Origin of the sequence: Shimia abyssi (genome assembly GCF_003014475.1) — a bacterium.
Taxonomy (GTDB): Bacteria; Pseudomonadota; Alphaproteobacteria; order Rhodobacterales; family Rhodobacteraceae; genus Shimia; species Shimia abyssi.
Genome location: NZ_PYGJ01000001.1, coordinates 566,101 through 591,206, shown reverse-complemented (window position 1 = coordinate 591,206; position 25,106 = coordinate 566,101). Strand labels below are relative to the sequence as shown.

The 25,106-nt window shown below is 57.5% G+C and carries 22 protein-coding genes; 12 read left to right on the top strand and 10 right to left on the bottom strand.

From position 1 onward, the window contains the following. Positions 1 to 90: 90 nt before the first annotated feature. From CLV88_RS02865 to pbfA, 4 genes are all read left to right on the top strand, one after another. The gene (locus CLV88_RS02865) at positions 91 to 1,275 is read left to right on the top strand and encodes a 2-aminoethylphosphonate--pyruvate transaminase (RefSeq protein WP_106606835.1); all 1,185 of its coding nucleotides are present in this window, start codon (positions 91 to 93) and stop codon (positions 1,273 to 1,275) included. A gap of 22 nt (positions 1,276 to 1,297) precedes the next feature. Beyond that, positions 1,298 to 2,542: a phosphonoacetate hydrolase gene (phnA, locus tag CLV88_RS02860; protein WP_106606834.1), complete on the top strand. Its 1,245-nt coding sequence runs from the start codon at positions 1,298 to 1,300 to the stop codon at positions 2,540 to 2,542. Between the two features lie 14 nt (positions 2,543 to 2,556). Next, the gene (gene phnY / locus CLV88_RS02855) at positions 2,557 to 4,002 is read left to right on the top strand and encodes a phosphonoacetaldehyde dehydrogenase (RefSeq protein ID WP_106606833.1); all 1,446 of its coding nucleotides are present in this window, start codon (positions 2,557 to 2,559) and stop codon (positions 4,000 to 4,002) included. 127 nt (positions 4,003 to 4,129) lie between these two features. Beyond that, a complete protein-coding gene (gene pbfA / locus CLV88_RS02850; RefSeq protein WP_243403548.1) occupies positions 4,130 to 5,485 on the top strand; it encodes a (R)-1-hydroxy-2-aminoethylphosphonate ammonia-lyase in 1,356 nt (451 codons plus the stop codon). Positions 5,486 to 5,599: 114 nt separating this feature from the next. On the opposite strand, the gene CLV88_RS02845 is transcribed toward pbfA, so the two are convergent. Next, entirely contained in the window at positions 5,600 to 6,613 is a 1,014-nt protein-coding gene (locus tag CLV88_RS02845; protein WP_106606831.1) for a 2-hydroxyacid dehydrogenase, read from the bottom strand. 166 nt (positions 6,614 to 6,779) lie between these two features. Between CLV88_RS02845 and gltX the strand changes: the two genes are divergently transcribed. Then, complete coding sequence (gene gltX / locus CLV88_RS02840) at positions 6,780 to 8,105, top strand: glutamate--tRNA ligase (RefSeq protein ID WP_106607077.1); 1,326 nt, start codon at positions 6,780 to 6,782, stop codon at positions 8,103 to 8,105. Positions 8,106 to 8,244: 139 nt separating this feature from the next. Continuing rightward, on the top strand, positions 8,245 to 8,433 hold the full coding sequence (locus tag CLV88_RS02835; RefSeq protein ID WP_106606830.1) for a CTP synthetase: 189 nt from the start codon (positions 8,245 to 8,247) through the stop codon (positions 8,431 to 8,433). On the opposite strand, the gene CLV88_RS02830 is transcribed toward CLV88_RS02835, so the two are convergent. After that, positions 8,415 to 9,200 carry an alpha/beta fold hydrolase gene (locus tag CLV88_RS02830; RefSeq protein WP_106606829.1) on the bottom strand — a complete coding sequence of 262 codons (786 nt, stop codon included), beginning with the start codon at positions 9,198 to 9,200 and terminating at the stop codon, positions 8,415 to 8,417. The genes CLV88_RS02835 and CLV88_RS02830 overlap by 19 nt on opposite strands. Positions 9,201 to 9,276: 76 nt before the next feature. Here CLV88_RS02830 and CLV88_RS02825 point away from each other — a divergent pair, with 76 nt between their 5' ends. After that, positions 9,277 to 9,651 carry a hypothetical protein gene (locus CLV88_RS02825; protein WP_106606828.1) on the top strand — a complete coding sequence of 125 codons (375 nt, stop codon included), beginning with the start codon at positions 9,277 to 9,279 and terminating at the stop codon, positions 9,649 to 9,651. Here the strand turns inward: CLV88_RS02825 and CLV88_RS02820 are convergent. Continuing rightward, positions 9,590 to 10,093, bottom strand: coding sequence for a DUF817 family protein (locus CLV88_RS02820; protein ID WP_106606827.1), 504 nt, complete (start codon positions 10,091 to 10,093; stop codon positions 9,590 to 9,592). The genes CLV88_RS02825 and CLV88_RS02820 overlap by 62 nt on opposite strands. Before the next feature lie 202 nt (positions 10,094 to 10,295). Between CLV88_RS02820 and CLV88_RS02815 the strand changes: the two genes are divergently transcribed. Beyond that, positions 10,296 to 10,901 (top strand): pyridoxamine 5'-phosphate oxidase family protein, encoded by a 606-nt coding sequence (locus CLV88_RS02815; RefSeq protein WP_243403547.1) that lies wholly within the window; start codon positions 10,296 to 10,298, stop codon positions 10,899 to 10,901. 153 nt (positions 10,902 to 11,054) lie between these two features. Here CLV88_RS02815 and CLV88_RS02810 read toward each other — a convergent pair whose 3' ends face one another. The 3 genes from CLV88_RS02810 to glyA all read right to left on the bottom strand — a co-directional run bounded on the left by CLV88_RS02810 (position 11,055) and on the right by glyA (position 14,387). Continuing rightward, positions 11,055 to 11,567, bottom strand: coding sequence for a DUF817 family protein (locus tag CLV88_RS02810; protein ID WP_243403546.1), 513 nt, complete (start codon positions 11,565 to 11,567; stop codon positions 11,055 to 11,057). 93 nt (positions 11,568 to 11,660) lie between these two features. Then, positions 11,661 to 12,842, bottom strand: a complete 1,182-nt coding sequence (locus CLV88_RS02805; protein ID WP_106606825.1) for a winged helix-turn-helix domain-containing protein — start codon at positions 12,840 to 12,842, stop codon at positions 11,661 to 11,663. A gap of 252 nt (positions 12,843 to 13,094) precedes the next feature. Beyond that, entirely contained in the window at positions 13,095 to 14,387 is a 1,293-nt protein-coding gene (gene glyA / locus CLV88_RS02800) for a serine hydroxymethyltransferase (protein ID WP_106606824.1), read from the bottom strand. Between the two features lie 180 nt (positions 14,388 to 14,567). On the opposite strand from glyA, the gene CLV88_RS02795 reads away from it, so the two are divergent. Beyond that, positions 14,568 to 15,329 carry an NAD kinase gene (locus CLV88_RS02795; protein WP_106606823.1) on the top strand — a complete coding sequence of 254 codons (762 nt, stop codon included), beginning with the start codon at positions 14,568 to 14,570 and terminating at the stop codon, positions 15,327 to 15,329. 18 nt (positions 15,330 to 15,347) lie between these two features. On the opposite strand, the gene CLV88_RS02790 is transcribed toward CLV88_RS02795, so the two are convergent. After that, positions 15,348 to 16,562, bottom strand: a complete 1,215-nt coding sequence (locus CLV88_RS02790) for a threonine ammonia-lyase (protein ID WP_106606822.1) — start codon at positions 16,560 to 16,562, stop codon at positions 15,348 to 15,350. A gap of 460 nt (positions 16,563 to 17,022) precedes the next feature. After that, positions 17,023 to 17,847, bottom strand: a complete 825-nt coding sequence (locus tag CLV88_RS02785) for a TauD/TfdA dioxygenase family protein (RefSeq protein ID WP_106606821.1) — start codon at positions 17,845 to 17,847, stop codon at positions 17,023 to 17,025. 91 nt (positions 17,848 to 17,938) lie between these two features. On the opposite strand from CLV88_RS02785, the gene CLV88_RS02780 reads away from it, so the two are divergent. Beyond that, the gene (locus CLV88_RS02780) at positions 17,939 to 18,835 is read left to right on the top strand and encodes a LysR family transcriptional regulator (protein ID WP_106606820.1); all 897 of its coding nucleotides are present in this window, start codon (positions 17,939 to 17,941) and stop codon (positions 18,833 to 18,835) included. Between the two features lie 111 nt (positions 18,836 to 18,946). On the opposite strand, the gene prpE is transcribed toward CLV88_RS02780, so the two are convergent. Continuing rightward, positions 18,947 to 20,839: a propionate-CoA ligase PrpE gene (prpE, locus tag CLV88_RS02775; RefSeq protein WP_106606819.1), complete on the bottom strand. Its 1,893-nt coding sequence runs from the start codon at positions 20,837 to 20,839 to the stop codon at positions 18,947 to 18,949. Positions 20,840 to 21,171: 332 nt separating this feature from the next. Further along, complete coding sequence (locus CLV88_RS02770) at positions 21,172 to 23,451, bottom strand: NADP-dependent malic enzyme (RefSeq protein ID WP_106606818.1); 2,280 nt, start codon at positions 23,449 to 23,451, stop codon at positions 21,172 to 21,174. 140 nt (positions 23,452 to 23,591) lie between these two features. Between CLV88_RS02770 and CLV88_RS02765 the strand changes: the two genes are divergently transcribed. Then, entirely contained in the window at positions 23,592 to 24,701 is a 1,110-nt protein-coding gene (locus tag CLV88_RS02765; protein WP_106606817.1) for a cupin domain-containing protein, read from the top strand. Beyond that, a complete protein-coding gene (locus tag CLV88_RS02760) occupies positions 24,698 to 25,105 on the top strand; it encodes a cytidine deaminase (protein ID WP_106606816.1) in 408 nt (135 codons plus the stop codon). Before CLV88_RS02765 ends, CLV88_RS02760 begins: the two co-directional genes overlap by 4 nt. Position 25,106 lies beyond the last annotated feature (1 nt).

Below are 25,106 nucleotides of genomic sequence, written 5' to 3'. Positions count from 1 at the left end.
GTGGCTTATGGATCAATTGCTATTTGCAATTTCACATATGGATGGCGTTGAGGCAATTGTCTTTTCAAGGACCATTTTCGGAGAGCCGTGATGACCGCCGCACCAACAATCCAAGCACCACGTCTGGGTGAACCTTATTTACTCACACCCGGCCCCCTGACAACGTCATTCCCGGTCAAGCAGGCGATGCTCCGGGATTGGGGCAGCTGGGACGATGATTTCCGTGCCATGACCCAAGAAATGCGCGACCGGCTGCTGGCGATGCTGGGCGCGGGCGCGGACGCGTTTGATTGTGTTCCAATGCAAGGGTCCGGTTCGTTTTCGGTCGAGGCGATGCTGGGCAGTTTTGTGCCGCGCGATGGCAAGGCGCTGGTGCTGGCCAACGGTGCCTATGGCCAACGTTCGGCGCAAACGCTGGCGTATCTGGGGCGCGACTATGTACTCATGGACAAGGGCGATTACCTGCCGCCGCGCGGCGACGAGGTGGCGCGTATTCTGGCGGATGATCCTGCCATCACTCATGTTGTGGCGATCCATTGTGAAACATCCAGCGGCATCCTGAACCCGGTCGAAGAAATTTCCGAAGTCGTGTATGGCGCGGGACGCAAACTGCTGGTCGACAGCATGTCAGCATTTGGTGCGATAGACCTAAAAGTTGCGGATGTCCGTTATGAGGCGATGGTCAGTTCGGCCAATAAATGCATCGAGGGTGTGCCGGGATTTGGATTTATCATCGCCCGCAAAACCGAGTTGGAAGCCGCCAAGGGGAACAGCCATTCCCTGTCTCTCGACGTACACGCACAATGGGCGCATATGAACAAGACAGGTCAATGGCGGTTTACTCCGCCCACTCATGTGGTTGCCGCCTTTCTCGAAGCGCTGCGTGCACATGAGGTCGAAGGCGGTGTGGCGGGGCGGGGCGCGCGCTATCGGCGCAATCGTGACGTGATGGTCGACGGAATGCGTGCGCTTGGATTCGAAACGCTGCTTAAGGATCGTTGGCTCAGCCCGATCATTGTAACTTTTTTCTGTCCGGCGGATCCAAACTTTGACTTCGCCCGGTTCTACGAGCTGATGAAGGCCAAGGGCTTTATTATCTACCCCGGCAAGCTGACGGTTGTAGACAGTTTTCGCATTGGCTGTATTGGGCAGATGGACGAACACATCATGCGGCAGGTCGTGACCGCCGCCAAGGAATCGCTGGCCGCGATGGGGGTAAGCGATGCAACGCCACCCGCGCTGGCACTACAAGAACGCGCCAAACTGGCGGCCTGAATACTCAAAGGAAGATCAAGACATGACCATTCAATCCCCCGTCGTTGCCAATGGCCGCGCTTATGACATCCCCAAGGTGTGCGCGATTGCGATCTGTCTGGACGGCTGCGAGCCGGAATATCTTGAGGTAGCGATTGCCAAGGGTCTGATGCCGACGCTGAAACGCATCCGCGAAACCGGCACCGACCGGTTGGCCAATTCGGTTATCCCGTCGTTCACGAACCCAAACAACCTGTCCATCGCAACAGGCCGCCCGCCCAGTGTGCACGGCATTTGCGGCAATTATCTGATCGACCCGGACACCGGCGAAGAGGTAATGATGAACGACGTGCGCTTCCTGCGCGCACCCACGCTGTTCTCCAAATATTACGAGGCCGGTGCCCGCGTCGCGATGGTCACGGCCAAAGACAAGCTGCGCGCGCTGCTCGGCGCCGGATTGAAGTTTGAAGAAGATCGCGCCGTGGCGTTTTCCTCTGAACGCTCGGGCGAAACCACCAAGGCTGAGCACGGCATTGACAATGCATCCGAATGGCTGGGCATGGACGTGCCCGAGGTTTATTCGGCTGAATTGTCGGAATTTGTGTTTGCCGCCGGTGTGAAGCTGCTCAAGGAATGGGCGCCGGATGTGATGTACCTGTCGACCACCGATTACATCCAGCACAAGTTTGCCCCGGACGAGAAAGGCGCGCTGGATTTCTACGAGATGTTCGACCGCTACCTGACCGAGCTTGATGCGCTGGGCGCGGCCATAGTGGTTACAGCCGATCACGGCATGAAACCCAAGCACAATGCCGACGGCACGCCCAGCGTGATCTATGCACAGGATTTGCTAGACGAGTGGCTTGGCAAAGACGCCGCCCGTGTGATCCTGCCGATTACCGACCCTTACGTCGTTCACCACGGCGCGCTGGGCTCGTTCGCAACCGCTTATCTGCCCGAAGGGGCCGATCAGGGCGCGATCATGGACCGGCTTAAGGCGCGGGACGAATTGATCCTTGTTGTCGACAAGGAAGAGGCGATGCGCCGCTTTGAACTGCCCGGCGACCGGATTGGCGACATCGTCATGATTTCCGGCGAAAACATGACCATCGGCACGTCCGAGCACCGCCACGATCTGGCCGCGCTCAAGGAACCGCTGCGCAGCCATGGCGGGCTGACCGAACAAGAGGTGCCGTTTATCTGCAACCGCGTTCTGGCCCTGCCTGAACGCCCGGTGCTGCGCAACTTTGATGCGTTTTTCTATGCGGCGCAGGCTGCGGCTCAGTAAGGGAGAGAGCAACCATGAGCGAGAATTTTCGCAAAGAAGGGATGCGCATTGGTGGCGAGGCGGTGTTTACCGACGACGTAATCGAGGTGCGCTATCCCTACACGGATGAAGTGGTTGGCACCGTGCCCGCCGGTACTGCCGAGCACGCACGCAAAGCGTTTGAAATCGCGGCGAACTATACGCCGACTTTGACGCGCTATGAACGCAGTCAAATCCTACAACGCACGGGCGAGATCATCGGTGAAAAACGCGATTGGATGGCAAAATGGCTGACGCTGGAACTGGGTATCAGCCACCAGCACGCGATTTATGAAACCAAACGTGCGCAGGATGTCTATCAATTTGCCGCCGCAGAGGCGCTCAAGGACGACGGCGAGATTTTCAGCTGTGACCTGACCCATAACGGCAAACAACGCAAGATTTTCACCAAGCGCGAGCCGGTCAAGGCGATCAGTGCGATCACGCCATTCAACCACCCGCTTAACATGGTCAGCCACAAGATTGCGCCGTCGATTGCCACCAACAATTGCATGGTTTGCAAACCCACCGAGCTGACCCCGCTGACGGCAATTGCGCTGGCGGATATCCTTTACGAAGCTGGCTTGCCGCCCGAGATGTTCCAGATTGTCACCGGCTGGCCCAAGGATATCGGCGAGGAGATGATGGTGAACGACAATATCGACATCATCACCTTCACGGGGGGTGTGCCAGTGGGCAAGATTATCGCAGACAAGGCCGGGTACAAGCGCACCGCGCTGGAACTGGGCGGGAACGATCCGCTGATCGTGTGCAACGACCTGTCAGACGCTGATCTGGACAAGGCGGCGACGATTGCGGTGGCGGGCGCTACAGGCAATTCCGGTCAGCGCTGCACGGCGATCAAACGCATTCTGGTACAGGAAAGCGTGGCCGAAAAATTTGTGCCGCTGGTGCTGGAAAAGGCCAAAAAGATCAAGTTTGGCGATCCACAGGACCCCGAAACCGAGCTGGGCTGTGTGATCCATGCGCAGGCGGCAGAGCTATTTGAAAACCGTGTGTTGCAGGCGGCAGAGGAGGGGGCGGAGATCCTCTATCATCCCGAGCGAAAAGGCGCGCTGTTGCCACCCATCGTGGTCGACAAGGTGCCCCATTCCAGCGAGCTGGTGATGGAAGAAACCTTTGGCCCAATCATTCCGATCGTGCGCGTGCCGGACAATGACGACGAGGTCATGGCAATCTCTAACTCGACAGATTTTGGCCTGTCTTCAGGGGTTTGCACCAACGATCTCAACCGCGCGATAGCCTTTATCAACGGGCTGGATGTGGGCACCTGCAACATCTGGGAACAGCCCGGTTACCGTATTGAGATGTCGCCCTTTGGTGGCATCAAAGATAGCGGAAATGGCGTGAAAGAGGGCGTCATCGATGCGATGAAGTTCTTTACCAACGTCAAAACCTATTCACTTCCCTGGCCGGGATAAGGTCGCTTTGGCCTCACGCAAAGCCGTCTGACCCGTCAGGCAACCGGGGCGGGTCTTGATCCCCCGCTCCGGAACAAACCACTCAGCCAGCCGCGCCCTTTCGGCGCGCATGTGCGAGGAGAAAACCGTGCCTGCAATTTTGCATACCGAAGGTGAATCCAACACATCCAGCGCACGTCAGGCGTGGCTGAAAAAATCCATCGGCCCCAAGTCGGCTCCGCTCTTGCGGCGGGATGCGGACGCTTTCCTGCATCAAAGCCTGTCCACCCCTTGTGTGAGCACCATCGCCAAGGCAGAAGGGATCTGGGTGGAGGACATGGACGGCCGCCGGTTCATGGATTTTCACGGCAATTCGGTGCACCACATTGGTTGGGGTCACCCCAAGCTAATCGCGGCAATCAAACAACAACTGGATGATCTGCCCTTTGCGCCGCGCCGTTTTACCAACGACCCTGCGGTTGAGCTGGCCGAGAAACTGGCTGATCTCGCGCCGGGAAACCTCGGTAAAACCTTGTTCACCACCGGCGGCTCGGACGCCAATGAAGTGGCGCTCAAGATCGCGCGGGCGGCGACGGGGCGGTTCAAAACCGTAAGCTTTTGGGATGCCTTTCATGGCGCGGGTTTTGGTGCCGCCAGCGTAGGGGGCGAAGCGACGTTCCGTAGCCACATCGCCGGGCCGCTCTTGGCGGGGGCCGAGCATGTGGCGCCGTTTGCCTGCTACCGTTGCCCCTATAATCACGCGGGTCCGGATGTTTGCGGATTGGCTTGTGCCAAGATGGTGGATTTTGTGCTGGAGCGTGAGGGTGACGTGGCCGCCGTGATCGCTGAACCAATGCGCGCGGTGCCTTATGTGCCGCCCCCCGGATTCTGGAAAGCGGTGCGCGAGGCCTGTACCGCGCGGGGGGCGCTGTTGATCATGGACGAGATCCCCACGGGGCTGGGTAAAACGGGGCGGATGTTTGCCTTTGAACATGACGAGGTGGTGCCGGATATCGTAACACTGGGCAAAAGCCTGGGTGGTGGCGTCTTGCCTATTGCCGCCTGTGTGGCGCGGCGTGAATTGGATGTCTGCGGCGACTTTGCCATTGGGCACTACACACATGAAAAAAATCCGGTTACGGCCCGCGCTGGGCTTGCGACGCTCGAGATCATCGAGGAGGAGGGGCTGGTGGCACGCGCAGCAGAGCTGGGTGCCTATGCCAAGGCACAGCTTGAGGATCGGTTGGGCGAGGTGCCGATTGTCGGTGACGTGCGCGGGCGAGGGTTGATGTTTGGCGTGGAGATCGTAACTGATCGCGCTGATAAGACGCCGGGCAATGATCTGGCGGAACAGATTTATTATCGCTGTCTTGAGGCAGGTTTGAGCTTTAAAATCTCACAAGGCTGTGTGTTGACGCTGTCGCCCCCCCTGACGATTGCACGGGCGGATCTGGACCGGGCGCTGGACATTGTTGTGAACGCAACAAAAGCGGCGCTGCGCTAAAGGCTCCCGCCCGGTTGAGCGTGGCTCAGCAAAGCTGAGCCTGAAAAGGGGCGCTGCCCCTCTTGGCCTTTGGCCAATTCACCCCGAAGTGTTTTTGGCAAGATGAAGGGTGGGTCAGTCCGGAAAAGTCACACCGGTGCGCTGGGCGCGCAGGCGGGGATCGTGCGATTTGACAAGGACAGGCTGACCGGAAAGCAGTTCGCGACATCGGGCGAGCGTGTCGTCCTCGAGCCGGGTCATGGCGTCGTGGGTGTAGAAGGTGAGATGGGGGGAGAGTAGCACGTTCGGCATGGAAAAGAGCGAGCTGAGCGGGTGGTTTTCCAGAGCGAGCGGTTCCTGAGAGTAGACGTCAAGGCCAAGGCCGGCGATCTCGTTGTTGGTCATTGCGCTGAGCAGGGCGGCCTCGTCGATCAGCGCGCCGCGTGAAGTATTGATCAGGATGGCACTGGATTTCATGGTGCGCAGCTCGGCTTTGCCAATGATGTGATGCGTGCTGTCGTTGAGTGTGCAATGCAGGCTGACAAAGTCCGATTGTGCCAGCATCTCATGCAGAGTGTCGCATTTCTCAACGCCAAGAGCGGCCATCTCCTCGGCCGTGGTATGGGGGCTATAGGCGATGACGCGGGCGCGAAAGCCAGCACCAGCCATACGCGCCATGGAGCGGCCGATTTTGCCTAAGCCGACGATGCCGAGTGTCTTGCCCGCAATATCCGAGCCAAGCCATGTCGGTTCGGGCCAGGCCCAGCCTGTTGCGCGCATATGGGCATCAAGTGCGGGCAGTTTCTTGGCCAGCGCGATGAGCAGCGCAAAGGCCCCTTCCGCCACTGTCTCTTCTGCATATTCGGGGATGTTGACCACCGGGACACCATGTTCGATGGCCGCCGGAATATCGATGGCGTCAATCCCGACGCCGTATTTCACGATGCCACGCAAACGGGCGGCGGCGGCGATGACCGCTCGGGGGATGGGTGTGTAGCACATCAGCAAGAGGTCAGTGTTGGCCATCTCTGCAATCAGCGTCGCCTGATCAACACCGTCCGGCAACAGTACTAGGTCATGGCCCATCGCGCGTAAGGCGGCGTCCAGGTCTGGGGTTTGCAACTTGGCATCGGTACGGACGATTTTCATGGCGCGGGTCCTGAGGATTTCTCGTTTGTGCGCAGTGTGCGCAGTTCGTTACCGATCAGGCAAATCCCGATTGCCGATAGTGTCATAGGACAGGCTTATGGCAACGCGGCATATGGTGGACAAAGAGCGCACTTTGTGGAATGGGAGGCCGCAACAGGAGATTGACATGACCACCACCCGTTTTGCCCCGTCGCCCACCGGCTATATTCACGTTGGCAACCTGCGCACCGCGCTGATGAACTACCTGATCGCACGCAAGGCGGGCGGTACGTTCATCCTGCGGATCGATGATACCGATCCCGAGCGGTCCAAGCAGGAATATGTGGATGCTATTCAGCAGGATCTGGAATGGCTGGGCCTGACATGGGACCGTGTCGAGAAACAGTCTGACCGGCTAGAGCGTTACGAAGAGGCGGCCCAGCAGCTGCGCGATTTGGGGCGGTTTTACGAGTGTTTTGAAACCCCGGTTGAGCTGGACCTCAAGCGCAAGAAACAGCTCAACATGGGCAAGCCGCCGGTTTATGACCGTTCGGCGCTGGCGCTGTCTGAGGACGACAAGGCGCGCCTTCGCGAAGAGCGTGGCAATGGGCATTGGCGGTTCAAGCTCGATCATGAGCGGATCGAGTGGGTCGACGGTGTGCTCGGCGCGCGCTCGATCGACGCCTCAAGTGTGTCTGACCCTGTTCTGATCCGCGGCGATGGTCAGTTCCTTTATACGCTGGCCTCGGTCTGGGACGACATCGATTTTGGCATCACCCATGTGGTGCGCGGCGCGGATCACGTGACCAACACCGCGACGCAAATTCAGATCATCGAGGCGCTGGGCGGCACTGTGCCAACCTTCGCGCACCACTCGTTGCTTACCGGGCCACAGGGCGAGGCGCTGTCCAAACGCTTGGGCACATTGGCGTTGCGCGATCTGCGCGAGGCGGGTGTTGAGCCGATGGCATTGCTCTCGTTGATGGCGCGGCTGGGGTCAAGCGATCCGGTCGAGCTGCAAAGCAGCCTCGAGGAGATTGCGAGCGGGTTCGAGATTGGCCATTTTGGCGCCGCGCCAACGAAATTTGACGCAGAGGATCTCTACCCGCTGACCGCCAAGGTGCTGCATGAACTGCCGCTGGCGGATGTGGCCGAGGATGTCGCAGCGGCGGGTGTACCCGACACGTTGGCAGAGCGGTTCTGGGACGTGACACGCGAAAACATTACCACCCGTAAAGACCTTAAGAGCTGGTGGGAGCTGTTCGCCAACGGTGCCGAGCCGGACATCGCCGATGAGGACAAAGAGTTCATCGCCCAGGCCATGTTGCTCTTGCCCGAGGGGCCGTTTGACGACGCCACCTGGGGCACTTGGACCAAGACCGTCAAGGAAGCCACCGGGCGCAAAGGACGCGGCCTATTCATGCCACTGCGCAAGGCGCTGACTGGGCAAAGCCACGGGCCGGATATGTCTTCGGTTATGCCGCTGTTGCAGGTGATCAAGGCGCGCGGCTAATCGTTCTAACCTCATTCAGCACGACGGCAATAAAACCAACAAGGGCGGTGATGTCATCGCCCTTTTCTGATGCAGATCAAAGCATAAACTTGCATTCGGAATATGACAGGCTCAATCGTAACCTATTGAAAGATTGATCATGTTTCGCCTTGCTCTGATTCTACACCTGTTCATCGGCTCCACCCTCGCGGGCACCGGCGTCATTGTTGCGTTGGTCGCTGGATACACAACCGTCACCGCGATTCTGCTCATGGCGGCACTTGGGTTCGCGCTCTCTATGCCGGTTACTTGGCTGATCGCGCGCAAGCTTTATTCAGTAGGGGCCTGATCCAGCCATGCCTGAACCGACGCGATAAACTCATGCGGTTTTTCCGCATGAAGCCAGTGGTTCGCGCCCGTGATCTTGGCAAAGCGCGCCTTGGGGAAAAGCGGCCGGATGTTGGCGCGATGTTCAGGCAGCACATAGTCTGACAATGACCCGCTCAGGAAAAACGTTGGCCCCTCGTAGGTGCCCTCCATTTCGGGGAAACCGATCACCTTAGGCATCTCGGCCTCAAGCACATCCAGATTCAGCCGCCAGCGTGTATTGGCAATATCAAGCGATTGCGTAAAGAAGCTGCGCAAGGCCGGATCATCCACCGTCGCCTCCAGTTGCTCCAACGCGTCCGAGCGTTTGACAACTTGGCTCAGGTCAACCGAGCGCATCGACTGAATATACTGCTTTTGGTCATGCTCATACGTGACCGGCGCAATGTCGGCGACAATCAGACTACGCACCAGCTCGGGCCGGGTCAGAGCAAGCACCATTGCCGCCTTGCCACCCATGGAATGGCCCAGCACATCCATGGCCGGATCACGCCCGTGCTTGGCCTCAGCCACGATCACTTCGGCCAGATCAGCGGCCATATCCTCGTAGGAATGGCTGTCAAACCAGGGGCTTTCCCCATGATTGCGCTGATCGACCGAGATCACCCGCCGTGTGCGCGCCAAACGCTTGCCAATGGCGCTCCAATTGCGGCCCGAGCCAAACAGCCCGTGCACGATCAGAAGGTCAGGAAGGTCGGTCGGGGTGCCATAGACAATCGTGTTCAACATGAGTCCCTGATAGCGCAGCTTTCGCGCGCCTGCCAGAGTGGTTGAGTGTTCGCGCGCGCAACGCTAGCCTGCGCGCATGATCGATGAAAAAGACCTGTCCCGCAAAACCCGCGCCCTGTTGGACCTGATCCATGAGAAGTTTGGCATCAAGGCGGACAAGCTGGATATAGCGATGCGCAAAATCGGTCGCCGCCTGCCAAAACGCGCCCATACCAGTGCCAAGGTGTTGGTGGATGCTCAGGCGCAGGCCGGGCACCCCAAACTGATGCTTCAGGGGGACATGACCCGCGTCGCGGCAGCCTATGAAACCCTCAAGCAAGACTTGGACGCGGTCGACCGCGCCGACCGTCGCAAAGGTGCAATACTTGGTACGTTGGGTGCGCTCAGCTTCAACCTGATTGCGCTGGTCGTGCTGTTGGTTGCGTTTCTGATGTGGCGCGGGTTGATTTAGGGCACCACGCATCGCGCATCAGCGCTTCACGAAACACCACCGTCACGGTTGTGAAACTTACAAACAGCAACAGATACCAAGACCCCATCTTGGCCAGACTCACCCAGTCTGAAGCCCCCTGTCCGTGATACAACCAAACGCGCGTGGCCGTGCCCACATTCTTGGCCAGCGACAAAAAGATGCTGAACAGGAACGCAGCGACGGGCAGGGGCATCCAATACCAATTCACCCCGATGCAAAACCAGATCCGCGTGCGCCAGAATAGCGCCACGGTGGCCACAAACCGCAAAGCGCGCATGTCCGCCACAAAGTGGCGCGCAAAGAAATTCACGTAAATCGCACAGGCCAGCGCCATGGCAAACCAGAGCGGGGGAAACGGCGCAAACCGCATCTCAAACAGCCGGATCACGCGCGCCAAGTACGGCCCGACCGAAGCAAACATTAATGTAGCGACTTGCAAACATCGTGATTTTCGGCTCGAATTATTTGCATCTATCGCAGGGGGCAAACCCAGATTAGCTGCGAATGAGCTCAGATTATTTGCGACGGGCTGGCAATCATCTGCTCTGGCTCACATTAAATGCGAACGACGGCAACGAGGCTTTCTTGGTATCCATTGTGTTGAAAAGAGGCCATGACAAGGAGTGCAGATTTTGACCCCGGAAAAGCTACGCAGAATTTACGGAGATGTTTCGCCTCACGCCGCAGCGAAGGCAATCTCACATTTTGACAAACATTGCCGCCAATTCATTGAACACTCTACTTTTCTCGTTCTGGCGACCTCTGACGGCGCAAATCTGGATGTGTCCCCGAAGGGCGATCCGGCTGGGTTTGTTAAAATCGAAAACGAGAAAACACTACTGATACCAGATCGCCCCGGAAACAACCGGATTGATGGATTGCTGAACATACTGGCGCACCCAAAAGTGGCCATTTGCTTTATGATTCCGTCTGTTACGGAGACACTTCGCGTAAATGGCATCGCGGAAATCAGCGATAATCCAAACCTTTGCGATGAGTTCAAGGTAAATGGACGAAGTCCTAAAACCGTGCTCAGAGTCACGGCTGAGGAGATATTCACACACTGCGGCAAGGCTCCGATGCGTGCAGGTTTGTGGCGTCCAGAAACGTGGCCCACCGACCGCCCGATACCTTCACTGTACGAGATGATCCAAGATCACTCGAAAATTGAAGTTGCATCCACCGAGCAGTCGTATGCTGAGCGGCGCTATCGTGAAACCTTGTATTAAACTCTCATCCCGTGACTCACAGGCACGGGGTCTGAGCCGCTCTACTTGGGTTTGACAAACGGGGGATTCCTAGACGCCATGCCGCCGCCAAACCCGCGTCCAGAGACCCTGAATAATCCTGTCCTGAAATCTCATCTGAATATCTATGTTCAGTCACACAAATTGCGGGCGGGAAATCAAACAATCGTAGGCATTTGAAAACACGCCCCAAATCCAACTCGCACGTAATCTGGGTTCGGCCCTTTGATTGCAGGCTGGTTGCAAATAATCCGGGTTTATACCCCTCGATAGCGTCAGATAATTCGGGCCCAAAATCGCGATGATTGCAAGTCGAGCCGAGTATGTTTGCAGGTCAGTACACATAAAGCCTGAAAACAGCGGCACACCCCACAGTTTCATGACCCCATCACCAGGATAGGCCCAACTGCCCGCCTTAACCTTGAAGACTTCCATCGCCGTGCCGGTCAGATGAAACAACAATATCACCCGCGCCTCGCGCCGCGATACCACGCGTGTCGCCAGAAATAGTCCTTGCAACCCCAGCGCATAAAGCGACAGCGCATCATAGCGCGCAATTAACCAATCCGCCTGCCAGATCCGGTTTGTCACCAGCATCCCGATCAGCAAAAGCCCGCCAAACAGCGCCGCCCATCCTTGTTTGAGCATCAACATCACGAGTTCGGCCAACGCAAAAGCTAGCCGCGCGCATACAGTCGCCCAAACGTCGTTCCAGCTGGCGCGTGCCGGAAACGGTTACCTTCATGGCGGCTCTGCAGGGCGCTCGGAGCAGGTCCAACATATCTCTGGCGTACCAATAAACCGCGCCATCCTCCCCAGCTCCGCCTCAAGCTTGGCCGCACGTGCAGCGGTCCAGCGCACGCCCGGCTCTGCCCATAATTTATGAATGTTCAGCGTCCCCCGTGCCCGGTCCGCCTTGGCCTCCAACCGCCCGACAAACCGGTCGCCCTCCAACAGAGGATAGACGTAATAGCCCCACTTTCGCTTTTCGGCGGGTACAAATATCTCAATACGGTAGTCCATGCCAAACAGCCGCAGAAACCGGTCCCGATCGCGAATGGCCGGATCAAATGGGCTCAGGATACGCAACCTTGACGTGGCCGCTGGTGCTGCCTCCAATCGCGCCTCAATATCAACCGGGGCTAATGCAGGCACCCAATCTCGCGTCGCTGTCTGCACCTCAACCGGAACCAAACCGGCCCCCTCGACCCACTTGCGCACGTCCACACTTGAGGCCGCATCCCAAAACCGCTGGATATCACCCGCTGTGCCAAACCCAAGGCGATCAATCGCGCCACGACACAGCCAATCCAGCTGCGCCGCATCACTCATCTCCATCTCGCGCCATTGATCCGGGATCACCCGTTCGCTCAGATTATAAAACTTGCGAAAATTCTCGCGGTAACAGGTGGCTAGCTCGCCCGTATACCACATGAAATCCAGCGCCTGTTTATGCGGCGGGCGCTGCCACATGCCACGTGGGCCCTTGTGTTCACTGTCAAAATCATTGCTGCACAGCGCGCCCTCGTCGCGAATACGTTCCTTGAGTGCCTCTCGTTCTTCTGGTCCCAGCATGTTGCGGAACCAGCTGGCCTTGCCCATCTGTTCGGCCTTGCGCCGGTATTGTCGCTGCCACACCGGATAGGTCTCAACCGGCAAGATCGAAGCGTCATGGGTGAAATGCTCAAAAACACTGCGATCCTTGGCCAAAAGCCTATCCAGCATCGGCTCGCGATAGTTCTGGTTGCGAGTCCACAATATGTGATGATGCGCGCGCGCCAGCACCTGAATACTGTCCAATTGCACAAACCCAAGGCTCCGGATTGTGGCCAGCGGATCAGGCGCCCCGGTAGGCGTTTCTGCAAGCCCCTGATTGGCCAGCCAAAACCGGCGCGCGTCGCGATTTGTGATGCGTAATGTCATAGGCGCAACCTAAAGAAGCGTCGCGAACAAATAAAGAACAAATGGCGCCACAGCCAAACTGATCCGTGCGGCAACCAACCCGGTTCCTTCTCAATGTTCCCAAATACCCAAAACAGGCTCGGCACCGCCGAGCCACCCCCAACAGGTGGCTTGCATCTTTGATGCAAGTCCACTTGGCGGGAGCACCCCCAAGACACAAAAATACCGCCGCCCCGATCAGGGCGACGGCCAAATTCTACTCTGTAGACAAAATCAGAGTTTTGGATACATCGGGAAACGCGCGCAAAGTGCGGCAACTTCGCCCTTCACTTTTTCCTCAACCGCGCCATTGCCCTCTTCGCCATTGGCTGCCAGCCCTTCGACCACCTCGATGATCCAGTCAGCGATCTGGCGGAACTCGGCCTCGCCAAACCCACGTGTGGTGCCAGCAGGAGTGCCCAGGCGGATACCGCTCGTAACCATCGGCTTTTCCGGGTCAAACGGGATGCCGTTCTTGTTACAGGTGATATGCGCGCGACCCAGCGCTTTTTCCGTGGCATTGCCTTTCACACCCTTGGGGCGCAGATCGACCAACATCACATGTGTGTCTGTGCCACCTGTTACGATGTCCAGTCCACCCTTCATCAGCTGATCCGACAGCGCCACGGCATTGGCCCGTACATTGACGATGTAGTCTTTGAATTCAGGACGCAGCGCCTCGCCAAAGGCAACCGCCTTTGCCGCGATCACATGCATCAGCGGACCGCCCTGAATACCGGGGAAGATGGCCGAGTTGATCTTCTTGGCAATCGCCTCGTCATTGGTCAGGATCATGCCGCCGCGCGGGCCACGCAGGGTCTTGTGGGTGGTTGTCGTGGCCACATCCGCATAAGGGAAGGGTGAGGGGTGCTCACCGGCTGCAACCAACCCGGCAAAGTGAGCCATGTCCACCAACAGAAACGCACCCACGCTATCCGCGATTTCGCGGAACTTGGCAAAGTCGATCTGGCGCGGAATCGCTGACCCACCAGCGATGATCATTTTGGGCCGATGCTCTTTGGCCAGAGCGGCCACCTCATCATAATCGATCAGGTTGTCTTGCTTGCGCACGCCGTATTGCACTGGGTTGAACCACTTGCCCGACTGGTTGGGGGCTGCCCCGTGGGTCAGGTGCCCGCCCGACGCAAGGTTCATGCCCAGAATGGTGTCGCCGGGTTTGAGCAATGCCTGAAACACGCCCTGGTTTGCCTGCGAACCAGAGTTCGGCTGAACGTTGGCAAATCCCACATCAAACAGCTCTTTGGCGCGCGCAATGGCAAGGTTCTCGGCCACGTCCACGTACTGGCAACCGCCATAATAGCGACGCCCTGGATAGCCTTCGGCGTACTTGTTGGTCATGACCGAGCCCTGCGCTTCCATCACGGCGGCAGAAACGATGTTCTCGCTGGCAATCAGCTCAATCTCGTCGCGCTGGCGGCCCAGCTCATCGGTGATAGACGCGAAAAGTTCTGGGTCGCGGCTGGACAGGGCTTCGTCAAAAAAGCCGGGATCGCGGGATGCGGTCATAGGTGGGTCTCCGGGATGAGGTGTTCACGTTGGCGCAGTACGTAGCTCATTGCCCCATGGCTTAAAAGGTCTCAACGCGACACAATCGCTTGCCAGTACGCCGCCAATGGTGCAGGGGGTAGATATATGCCTCAATCGGAAACCTGTGATTGGGGTGGGAAACTAGCTTCGAGGCCTCTCATGTCCCAGAGAATCGCTTTCCTCGCCAGTGAGGCCCCCGTGGCCCAGACCGCGCGCGCCGCTCTCGTTGGTCGATATGGGAACCACGATGTGGACGGCGCAGACGTGATTGTCGCGCTGGGTGGCGACGGTTTTATGTTGCAGACATTGCACGGGTTCCAAAACCTCAACCTGCCGGTTTACGGCATGAACCGCGGCACCGTCGGGTTCCTGATGAACACATATGCCGAATCGGATCTGCCCGAACGTCTTACCGCCGCAGAAGAAGAGGTGCTGAACCCATTGGCAATGCAGGCAACCTGCCTTGACGGGTCTTCCCATCACGCACTAGCCATCAACGAGGTATCGCTGCTGCGCGCAGGTCCACAAGCGGCCAAATTGCGCATTACGATTGACGGGCGTCTGCGGCTTGAGGAGTTGGTCTGTGACGGCGCCCTTGTTAGTACACCTGCCGGGTCGACCGCCTATAACTATTCGGCGCATGGTCCGATTCTGCCAATTGGCTCTGACGTTCTTGCGCTTACCGCGATTGCCCCGTTTCGCCCACGTCGCTGGCGCGGTGCTTTGCTTCCCAAAACCGCTCACGTGCGGTTTGACGTGCTTGAGGCAGCCAAGCGCCCGGTGATGGCCGACGCCGACAGCCGCTCGGTTCAGAATGTCACCGCTGTCGAAATCTTTTCAGACATCAAGGTGCGCCATCGCATCCTGTTCGATCCCGGCCATGGTCTCGAAGAACGCCTGATCCGTGAACAATTCGTCTGATTCACGGCAAGGCGTCTCTTAAACCAGCGCGTTATCTGTACGCAAAGTATATCCGGCATCGCGCAGGCGCGTGACAATATCGGTCACATGCATCAGATCGCGCGCCTCGATCACGACTTCCAACTCAGCTTTTTTCAATGCAACGGTCTGCATCATCCGCTGGTGGATCACCTCAATCACGTTGGCACCGCTTTCGCCAATAATACGAGAGATATCCGAAAGCTGGCCGGGTGTGTCGTCAATCTCAAAGGTCAGCCGCGTGATGCGACCGTCCCGCACCAATCCGCGCAGGATCAACGTCGACAAGAGCCGCGAGTCGATATTGCCGCCGCATACCACCAGGCCAACTTTCTTGCCCTTTAATGCCTCGGCCTGCTTCTGGATCACCGCCAGCCCTGCGCCTGCCGCACCCTCGGCCACCAGTTTCTCGCTGGACAACAGATCAAACACCGCCGCCTCGATCTCGGTTTCGCTGGCCGTCTCTACCCGATCCACATGAGACCTGATGATCTCCAGATTGGCGGGTGAGGGTGCGCGTACGGCAATCCCCTCGGCCAATGTCGATCCGCTGATCACCGTCTGCCCGGATCCAAGAAGCGCCGCGACCGCGTTAAAACTTTCAGCTTGCGCGCCAATGATCTCGATCTCGGGTTTGAGGCTCTTGGCCGCTACGGCAATCCCCGCAATCAACCCGCCTCCGCCAATGGGCACAACCAGCGTGTCCAGATCAGGCTGTTGTGACAGCATTTCCAGCGCAATACTGCCTTGTCCGGCGGCCACAACCGGGTCGTCGAAGGGATGAATGAAGACCAGCCCGCGTTCTGTTGCCAAATCCATGGTGAACTGAACACTCTCGTCGAATCCTGTGCCATGCAACACCACCTCGGCGCCAAAATCGCCGGTGCGCTTGACCTTGTTAAACGGCGTGCCCTCCGGCATCACGATCACCGACGGAATGCCAAGGCGGGTGGCGTGATAGGCCACACCCTGCGCGTGATTGCCTGCACTGCACGCGATCACCCCGGCCTTGCGTTGCTCCGGATCCAGCGTCAACAGCTTGGCCAATGCCCCACGCGCCTTGAATGCGTTGGTATGCTGCAGGTTCTCAAGCTTGAGAAACAGATCAAATCCCAACTGCATCGAAAGCCGCGCCGCGTGCACTGTGGGTGTAACAACGGTGGCCGATTTTATGGCGGTATAGGTGGATTGGATCAGGCTGGGGGTAAGCTGCATGGTGGGCGTCCTGAGAATAGTGCGTTTCGACAAGGGCTGCCAATGGGGTCGCAAAATCTTGGTACGCGTGGGTAAGGCGCTATGTCAATCGCCACAAATAAGAGGTGCACATTGACTAAATTCGGCGGCCTGTGGTCTTGGTTTCACGTGGCAGACCGATCAGCAGCAAAAGAACGGCAATAGTATATCAGAGAGAGTTTTGCCGGACTGGTAAATGAGAATGTCAGGTTCCATAAATTTGCTGTACCGAGCGTCCACTCCCAACCTAACAACCATTGGGTGCCAACGGGTCGAGCTGGTTTCATTGGTGCGCAAGCCCGTCGTGAGGCGCTAGATTTTTCCGACAATTCAGACGTGGCGGTTAAGTTACTCTAGGTGCGCACAATGGCTGCGGTCGGCAACGGGGTCGGCGGCGGTTTTAACCAGCCGAACCCGATCATTTGCATCGCTGGTCAGATGTCTAATTAGACAGAGGTTCACCCTCCACCGTCACCCGGTGCATGAGGCGACGAAAACCCTGATAATCGTTGATTGCCTTGTGCCAAGTCGCCCGGTTGTCCCACATCGTGATGTCACCCGCTTGCCAGCGCACACGGCATTGGAATTCGGGCTGTTTGCAATGTTCGTAAAGCACTTCGAGAACCGCGGCTGACTCTTCCGCACTGAGGCCCTCAATATGCGTCGTAAAAACAGGGTTCACAAAAAGGCCCAGCCGCCCGCTGAGCGGATGAGCAATCACAACAGGATGGCGTGCGTCTTGCGTCGCCGCCTCTGAATTGCCCAATCTCCCGCTCTTTGCTGCTTCACTGTCCAGCGTGTTCACACCAAAAACATGTCGGGACGAATGAACGGCAACCAGCCCATCAACAAAGGCTCTCATGGGGTCTGACAACGCCTCATAAGCTGCGCCCATTGACACAAACAACGTGTCCCCGCCGTAAGGCGGCATCTCAATGGCATGCAGGATAGATCCCATTGCAGGAATCTGATCATAGGAATGATCGGTATGCCAGCCTTCACCGACGGCTTCTTTCTGGTCCCTTTCTTTCAGGACGGTTGCGATTTCCGGATGGCCATCGACCGGCTTGAAGAAACGATTTACGTTGATAGAGCCGAAACGGCGCGCAAATTCCAAATGGTCGTCAGGGGCAACACTTTGCTCTCTGAGAACGATGACAGAATGTTTGGCAAAGGCTGCGCGTATGTCCTCAAATTGTCCGCTATCTTTTACGTCGGCTCCAATAATCTCAGCACCTAAGCCGCCCGTTAAGGGTCTGATGTCCATTTGCTCGCTCCCTTGTCTCGCATGGTTAGCCTACGATGTTGCATAAGATCGGGAAAACTGAATTAATCTTGCGCAAAGATGGGATTTTCTGATGGTTCGATTTTCACTGCGCCAACTCGCATTCCTCGCAGAGACCGCCGATTGCGGTGGTATTGCTCCTGCTGCAAGAAATTTGAATGTTTCCCCTGCGGCGATCTCGTCTGCGATCGACAAACTTGAAGCTGTCACTGGCGTGACTTTGTTTGATCGCTTTCCTGCGCGGGGTATGCGGCTGACCCGAGCCGGAGCCGCGATACTGCATGATGCCGAAATCCTATTGATGCACGCAGAGGCGCTGGAAAAACGAACAGTAGAAATGGCAAAAGGTGAAATTGGCACGATCCGGATCGGGACGCATTACGCCATTGCGCAAAGGATCGTTTTGCCTGCCGTTTTGTCCTTCCGCGAACGCTATCCCAATGTGCGCATTGAAGTTGTTGAGGAAGATTTTCCCAGTCTCGTTGCGTCGCTTGAGGCTAGCGACGTCGACGCACTCGTCGTCTTTAATCAAGGCTTTGACGCCGCGCGTTATGATGTTGAGGTCCTAAAGGAGATTGCGCCGCTAGTCTTGTTGCCAGAGGCGCATCCCTTGGCAAAGTCTGCCAGTGTGCAATTAGAGGATCTTGCAAACATACCCTACATCGCCGTTTCGCGCGCCGGTCCTGGCCCAAGTTATCTGGACTTGTTGCGGAATGCCGGGCTTGATCCAGAGGTGCCGCTGACCTCCCAATCCCGTGAAATGGTTCAGGCTTATGTGGGAAAGGGACTGGGCTTTACCCTTGTTGGGTTTCCGCCTGGTCAAAACGTCACAATAGAAGGCGATGCTGTGATTACACGTCCTCTCGCCCAAGATATTGGCCAATTCGAGATAGCCATTGCCGTAACACGCGCAGTGCGGCAAGCGGATTTGGTAGCGACTTTCCTGGATACGTGCCGTGCGCAGGTCTGATGAACCGTGCAAGGAAGGTTCCAAGCTGTGTATTTGCAGTTGACCAAAGCCATCCTACTTTGATTGTCTGGCCCCGCCTTTTCGGCGGGGCCGTTCCAACTGTATTACCCGTCAGTTCTGCGCATAGCCAATTGTTTTCAACGCGTCCTTGATCTCGTCCAAAATCGCCGGATCGTCAATTGTTGCTGGCATCTTGTACTCCGTGCCATCTGCGATGTTTACCATTGTGCCTCGCAGGATCTTGCCCGAGCGTGTCTTGGGCAATCGATCAACCACCACGGCCAGCTTGAACGCCGCCACAGGGCCAATTTTTTCACGCACCAACTTGACCACTTCCTTGACCACGTCGCCATTATCGCGACCCGCGCCGGAATTCAGGCACAGGAAGCCCACCGGCATCTGGCCTTTCAGCTGATCGGTCACCCCAATCACCGCGCATTCGGCCACATCCGGGTGCGCCGCCAGAACCTCTTCCATGCCACCTGTCGACAGGCGGTGCCCGGCGACGTTGATCACATCATCCGTGCGCGCCATGATCGAGACATACCCGTCCTCGTCCATCATGCCTGCATCGCCGGTTTCGTAATAGCCGGGGAACGTGTTGAGATACGATTTTTGAAACCGGTCTTCGGCATTCCATAGGGTTGGCAATGTGCCCGGGGGCAGGGGCAGTTTGATCGCGATCGCCCCCAGCGTCCCGGCAGGCACCGGGTGGCCCGCATCGTCAAGAATGACAACCTCATAGCCTGGCATCGGTACCGTAGGAGAGCCCAGCTTGGTAGGTAATTCCTCAATCCCCAACGGGTTCGCCGCAATTGCCCAGCCAGTTTCGGTCTGCCACCAATGATCGACAATTGGGACTTTCAGATGATCCTGCGCCCAGACAATCGTATCCGGGTCGGCGCGTTCCCCAGCCAGATAAACCTGCTTCAAACCGCTCAGATCGTATTTCTTGACGAATTCTCCCAAGGGGTCTTCGCGTTTGACCGCCCGGAACGCGGTGGGTGCGGTAAAGAACGACTTTACCTTGTGCTCCTCGATCACGCGCCAGAACGTGCCCGCATCCGGTGTGCCCACGGGTTTGCCCTCAAACACGATCGTGGTGTTTCCGTGGATCAGCGGGCCGTAACAGATATAGGAATGGCCCACGACCCAGCCCACATCGGACGCCGCCCAGAACACATCGCCCGGATCGACATTATAGAGGTTTTTCATGGTCCAGTTCAGCGCCACCAATTGACCTGCGGTGTGACGGATCACCCCCTTGGGTTGACCGGTCGTGCCCGAGGTATAGAGGATATAAGCCGGATGGTTGCCCTCAACCGGCACACATTCCGCAGGCTCTACGCCGTATTGGAACCCATGCCAGTTCACGTCGCGCCCCTCGATAAGCTCGGCCACTTCCTGCTCGCGCTGGAAAATTACACAAAAGTCGGGTTTATGCGTTGCCAGATCAATCGCACCGTCCAGCAGGGGTTTGTAATGCACCACACGCCCCGGCTCGAGCCCGCAGGACGCGGCGATAATCGCTTTGGGTTTGGCGTCGTCGATCCGCACAGCCAGTTCGTTTGCAGCAAATCCGCCAAACACGACTGAATGGATCGCGCCAATCCGGGCACATGCCAGCATCGCTTCCAGCGCTTCGGGCACCATAGGCATATAGATGATGACCCGGTCGCCTTTCTCAACGCCCTTGGCACGCAGCCCGCCCGCCAGATTGGCCACGCGGTTGCGCAGTTCGACATAGGATATCTCGCGCTTGGTATGTGTGATGGGCGAGTCATAAATGATCGCGGTCTGTTCACCCCGGCCAGCTTCGACATGGCGGTCCACCGCATTCCAGCAGGTGTTTACCTTGGCGTCGGCAAACCATTCGAACAGGTTTTTACCTTTTTCAAACAACGCTTTGGAGGGCTTCTCATCCCAGTCAATGGCCTCGGCGGCTTGCATCCAAAATGCGTCCGGATCCGATTTCCAAGCTGCGTAAACGTCCTTGTAAGCCATAATTGCTCCTCCTTACACTTAGGCAAAGTGTTACGGGAGCAAGTGGCAATGGGGCAAGGCTCGGGCTACTGGGCGTGTCAGTTTATCGCATGATATTTGCAGAAAAAGAGGCCTCGATAGATGCAAATATTGCAAATACCGCTTTAAATATCCGGTTTAGTTTGCTGATTTTCTAAAAATGCAAAGTTGCAAATAATTTTTTGCAACTTCGTCAAAAGCCACCCATCACCGGGTCTGCCGCCAATCCTGTCCGGCTGCAATACACAAAGAGAAAGCCCGCCGGCGGGTGCAGGCGGGCTGATCCAAAAAACCAAGAGGCGTTTGCTGCAAAATCAGCCGTATTGCGTAACCGGAGTTCCAGCAATCGCCGCCATGTTGAGCAGGCCACGGGCCGTGATCGATTGGCTGACAATATGCGCGCGGTTGCCCATGCCCATCAGGATCGGCCCAACTTCAAGCCCGTCAGAGCGCATTTTCAGAATATTACGCACACCCGAGGCCGCGTCGGCATGGGCAAACACCAACACATTTGCCGACCCCTTCAGGCGCGTGCGCGGAAATATGCGCGCGCGCAGCTCGGGGTCCAGCGCCGTGTCCACGTTCATTTCCCCTTCATAGACAAAATCGCGCGGTTTGCTGTTGAGGATGTCGAGCGCCTCACGCAGCCGCTTGCCAGATCCCAGCCGATGATTGCCAAACTGTGATTGCGAACACAGCGCAATATTTGGCTCCAGCCCAAAACGGCGCACATGCCGGGCGGCACCAACAGTGATGCGCGCAATATCCTCGGGCGAGGGCAGTTCGTTCACTTGCGTGTCGGCAATGAACAGCGGCCCGTCCTCCAGGATCATCAGCGACAGCGCCCCATGAGGCGTATGGCGCGGGCTGCCCAAAACCTGTTCGACATAGTTCAGGTGCCAGCGATATTCGCCAAACGTGCCGCAAATCATGCTGTCGGCCTCTTCGCGGTGCACCATGATCGCGCCAATCGCCGTGGTGTTGGTGCGCATGATCGCCTTGGCCAGATCCGGTGTGACACCGTCGCGTTCCATCAACTCGTGATAAGAATTCCAGTAGTCGAAATAACGCGGATCGTTTTCCGGGTTCACCACCGCAAAATCCCGGTCAGGTCGCACCGCCAGCCCCAGCCTTTCGCACCGGGCCTCGATCACTTCGGGGCGACCAATCAGGATCGGCGTTTCGGTGGTTTCTTCCAGAATGGCTTGCGCCGCGCGCAGAACCCGTTCGTCCTCGCCCTCGGCAAATACAATCCGGCGCGATGCTTTACGCGCTGCTTCAAACACCGGGCGCATCAACAGGGCGGATTTGAACACCGATTGGTTCAGCTTATGCACATAGGCGTCGAGATCGTCGATCGGTCGCGTGGCCACGCCACTGGCCATAGCCGCCTTGGCCACAGCTGCCGACACTACCCCAACCAGACGTGGGTCAAACGCCTTGGGAATCAGGTAATCCGCCCCAAATGTAAGCTGTTCGCCCTTATAGGCCGCCGCCGCCTCTGCCGAGGTTGTCGCACGCGCCAGTTCGGCTATCCCGTTGACACAGGCTACGCACATTTCGTCGTTGATCTCGGTTGCGCCCACATCCAGTGCACCGCGGAAAATGAACGGGAAACACAGCACGTTGTTGACCTGATTGGGAAAATCGCTGCGCCCTGTCGCAATAATCGCATCAGGTGCCACCTTGCGCGCTGCATCGGGCATGATTTCGGGTGTGGGATTGGCCAGCGCAAAGAGGATCGGTTGCTTGGTCATGCGCGCCACCATCTCTGGCTTCAGCACACCCGGACCCGACAGGCCGAGAAACATATCCGCCCCGTCAACCACATCATCCAAAGTCCGCAGATCGCTGTCCTGAGCAAACTCCGCCTTTTGCGGGTTCATGTCCTCTGTCCGACCCTTATAAACCAACCCGTGGATGTCGCACAGCCACACATTCTCGCGCTTCACTCCCAGCTTCAGCAGCATATTCAAACAGGCAATCCCCGCCGCACCGCCACCGGTCGAGACAATCTTTATGTCTTCGAATTTTTTACCCGTGACCGCCATGGCATTGGTGGCCGCAGCCCCCACAACAATCGCCGTGCCGTGCTGATCGTCATGGAATACCGGGATATTCATCCGCTCACGACAGATCTTCTCGACGACAAAGCAATCCGGCGCTTTGATGTCTTCGAGGTTGATCGCCCCAAAGGTGGGCCCCATCGCACAAACGATCTCAGCTAGCTTTTCCGGGTCGCTCTCGTCCAATTCGATGTCAAAACAATCAATATTGGCAAATTTCTTGAAGAGCACAGCCTTGCCCTCCATCACCGGCTTTGATGCCAGCGGCCCAATATTGCCCAGACCCAGCACCGCCGTGCCATTGGACACCACCGCCACAAGATTTCCGCGCGCCGTATAGAGCGCAGCGTTTGCGGGATCGTCCTTGATCTCAAGACAGGCTTCGGCCACGCCGGGGCTGTAGGCACGGCTCAGGTCGCGGCCATTGGCGAGCGGCTTGGTGGCGCGCACCTCGAGCTTTCCGGGTTTTGGGTTCGCGTGGTAATGCAGCGCGGCCTGACGCAGGGTTTGTTTGGCATTATCGGACATTACGAACCTCAATTTCAGAAATTTGGTTTAGCCTTAAACTAGTTTTTGCGACCTCGAAAGGCGCAAAACCGACACAGGGCCAGTGTTTTCGCTAACGGTCGCCACTTGCAAATCAAATGTCCCCAAGACACAGTTCCTTGATGGAGAACGCACCCGCAAACACAACGGCCCAAGCCGAAATGCGCCTTTCAACACAAGAGCTGCGGGACGATATCCCCTTTTACACCAAAACGCTCAAAATGCGCATGGATATGATCTATCCCGCAGATGATCCCACGGTCGCAGTGTTTTCCGGCCATGGTCTGCGGCTGCGGATCGAAAAAGGCGCACCCGAGGCCCCTGGAACGTTGCGCATTCTAACCGACGATCCGGACGATTTCGCCAATGGTGCACGGGTGCTGAACGCCCCCAACGGTACGCGGATCGAAATAGACGAGCTTAACCCGCCGCTGGTTTTGCCGCCGGTTCAGCATTCCTTTGTGGTGCGCCGCCTCGCGGATCAGGCCCCTTGGGTTATTGGCCGCGCAGGGATGCATTACCGCGATCTGGTGCCGGACCGGCTGGGGGGCGCGATGATCGCCAGTCACATCCGTATCCCAGACGGCGGCCCGGTGCCCGATATGGTGCATTTTCACAAAGTTGGCTTTCAGCTGATCTTTTGCGTCAATGGCTGGGTTGATGTTCTCTACGAAGATCAGGGCGGAATGCGTCGCCTTTTTGCCGGGGATTGTTTTATCCAGCCTCCTGAAATCCGCCATCGGGTTTGCGCGGCCAGCGATGATCTGCAAGTGATCGAAATTGGCGTACCAGCCGACCACGTTACCGAAATCGACCACAACATGGTATTGCCCACACCCCATGATCGCCCAAATCGCGAATGGGACGGTCAGCGCTTTGTGCATAACGTCGCCAAAGGGGCCGATTGGCGTCCGTTTCGCCTGCCGGGGTTCGTTTGCCGTGATACGACGATCGCCGCCAATACCCAAAACGTCGCCGGGGTGCAGGTTATCCAGCGCGGCATCGGGATACCTGTCTGGGCTCGCCACAACAGCGACATTCACTTCACTTTTGTTATGCAGGGATCAATGACCCTCGAGGGCGAGGGGCGTGATCCTTTCGAGCTTGCGGCGGGCGACGCGTTTGTCATTCCACCCGGCATGAAAACCCGCTACGCCAAACCCAGCGACGATATTGAACTGCTCGAAGTCACATTGCCCGGCGCATTCAACACTGAATTGGAGGACACATGAGTCTGGAAAAAGCCGCCTTTGCCGTGCGTGAAAACGCCTATGCGCCTTATTCGAATTTCAAAGTTGGGGCCGCGATACGGTCGGTCGAGGGCGCAATCCACGCTGGCTGCAACGTGGAAAACATCGCCTATCCCGAGGGCACCTGCGCCGAAGCTGGCGCCATTGCGGCCATGATCGCCGCCGGTGACACCCGCCTGAGCGAAGTCTTCGTGGTCGCAGACAGCAAACTGCCCGTTTCGCCCTGCGGTGGGTGTCGCCAGAAACTGGCCGAATTTGGCAATGGCGACGTGACGGTCACGCTCGCCAATCTGGAAGGTGTGCGTCAAAGTATGACCCTTGCGGATCTTTTGCCGGGCGCATTTGGCACCGATCATATGGATACCGACCACTCGGATCGCGACTAAC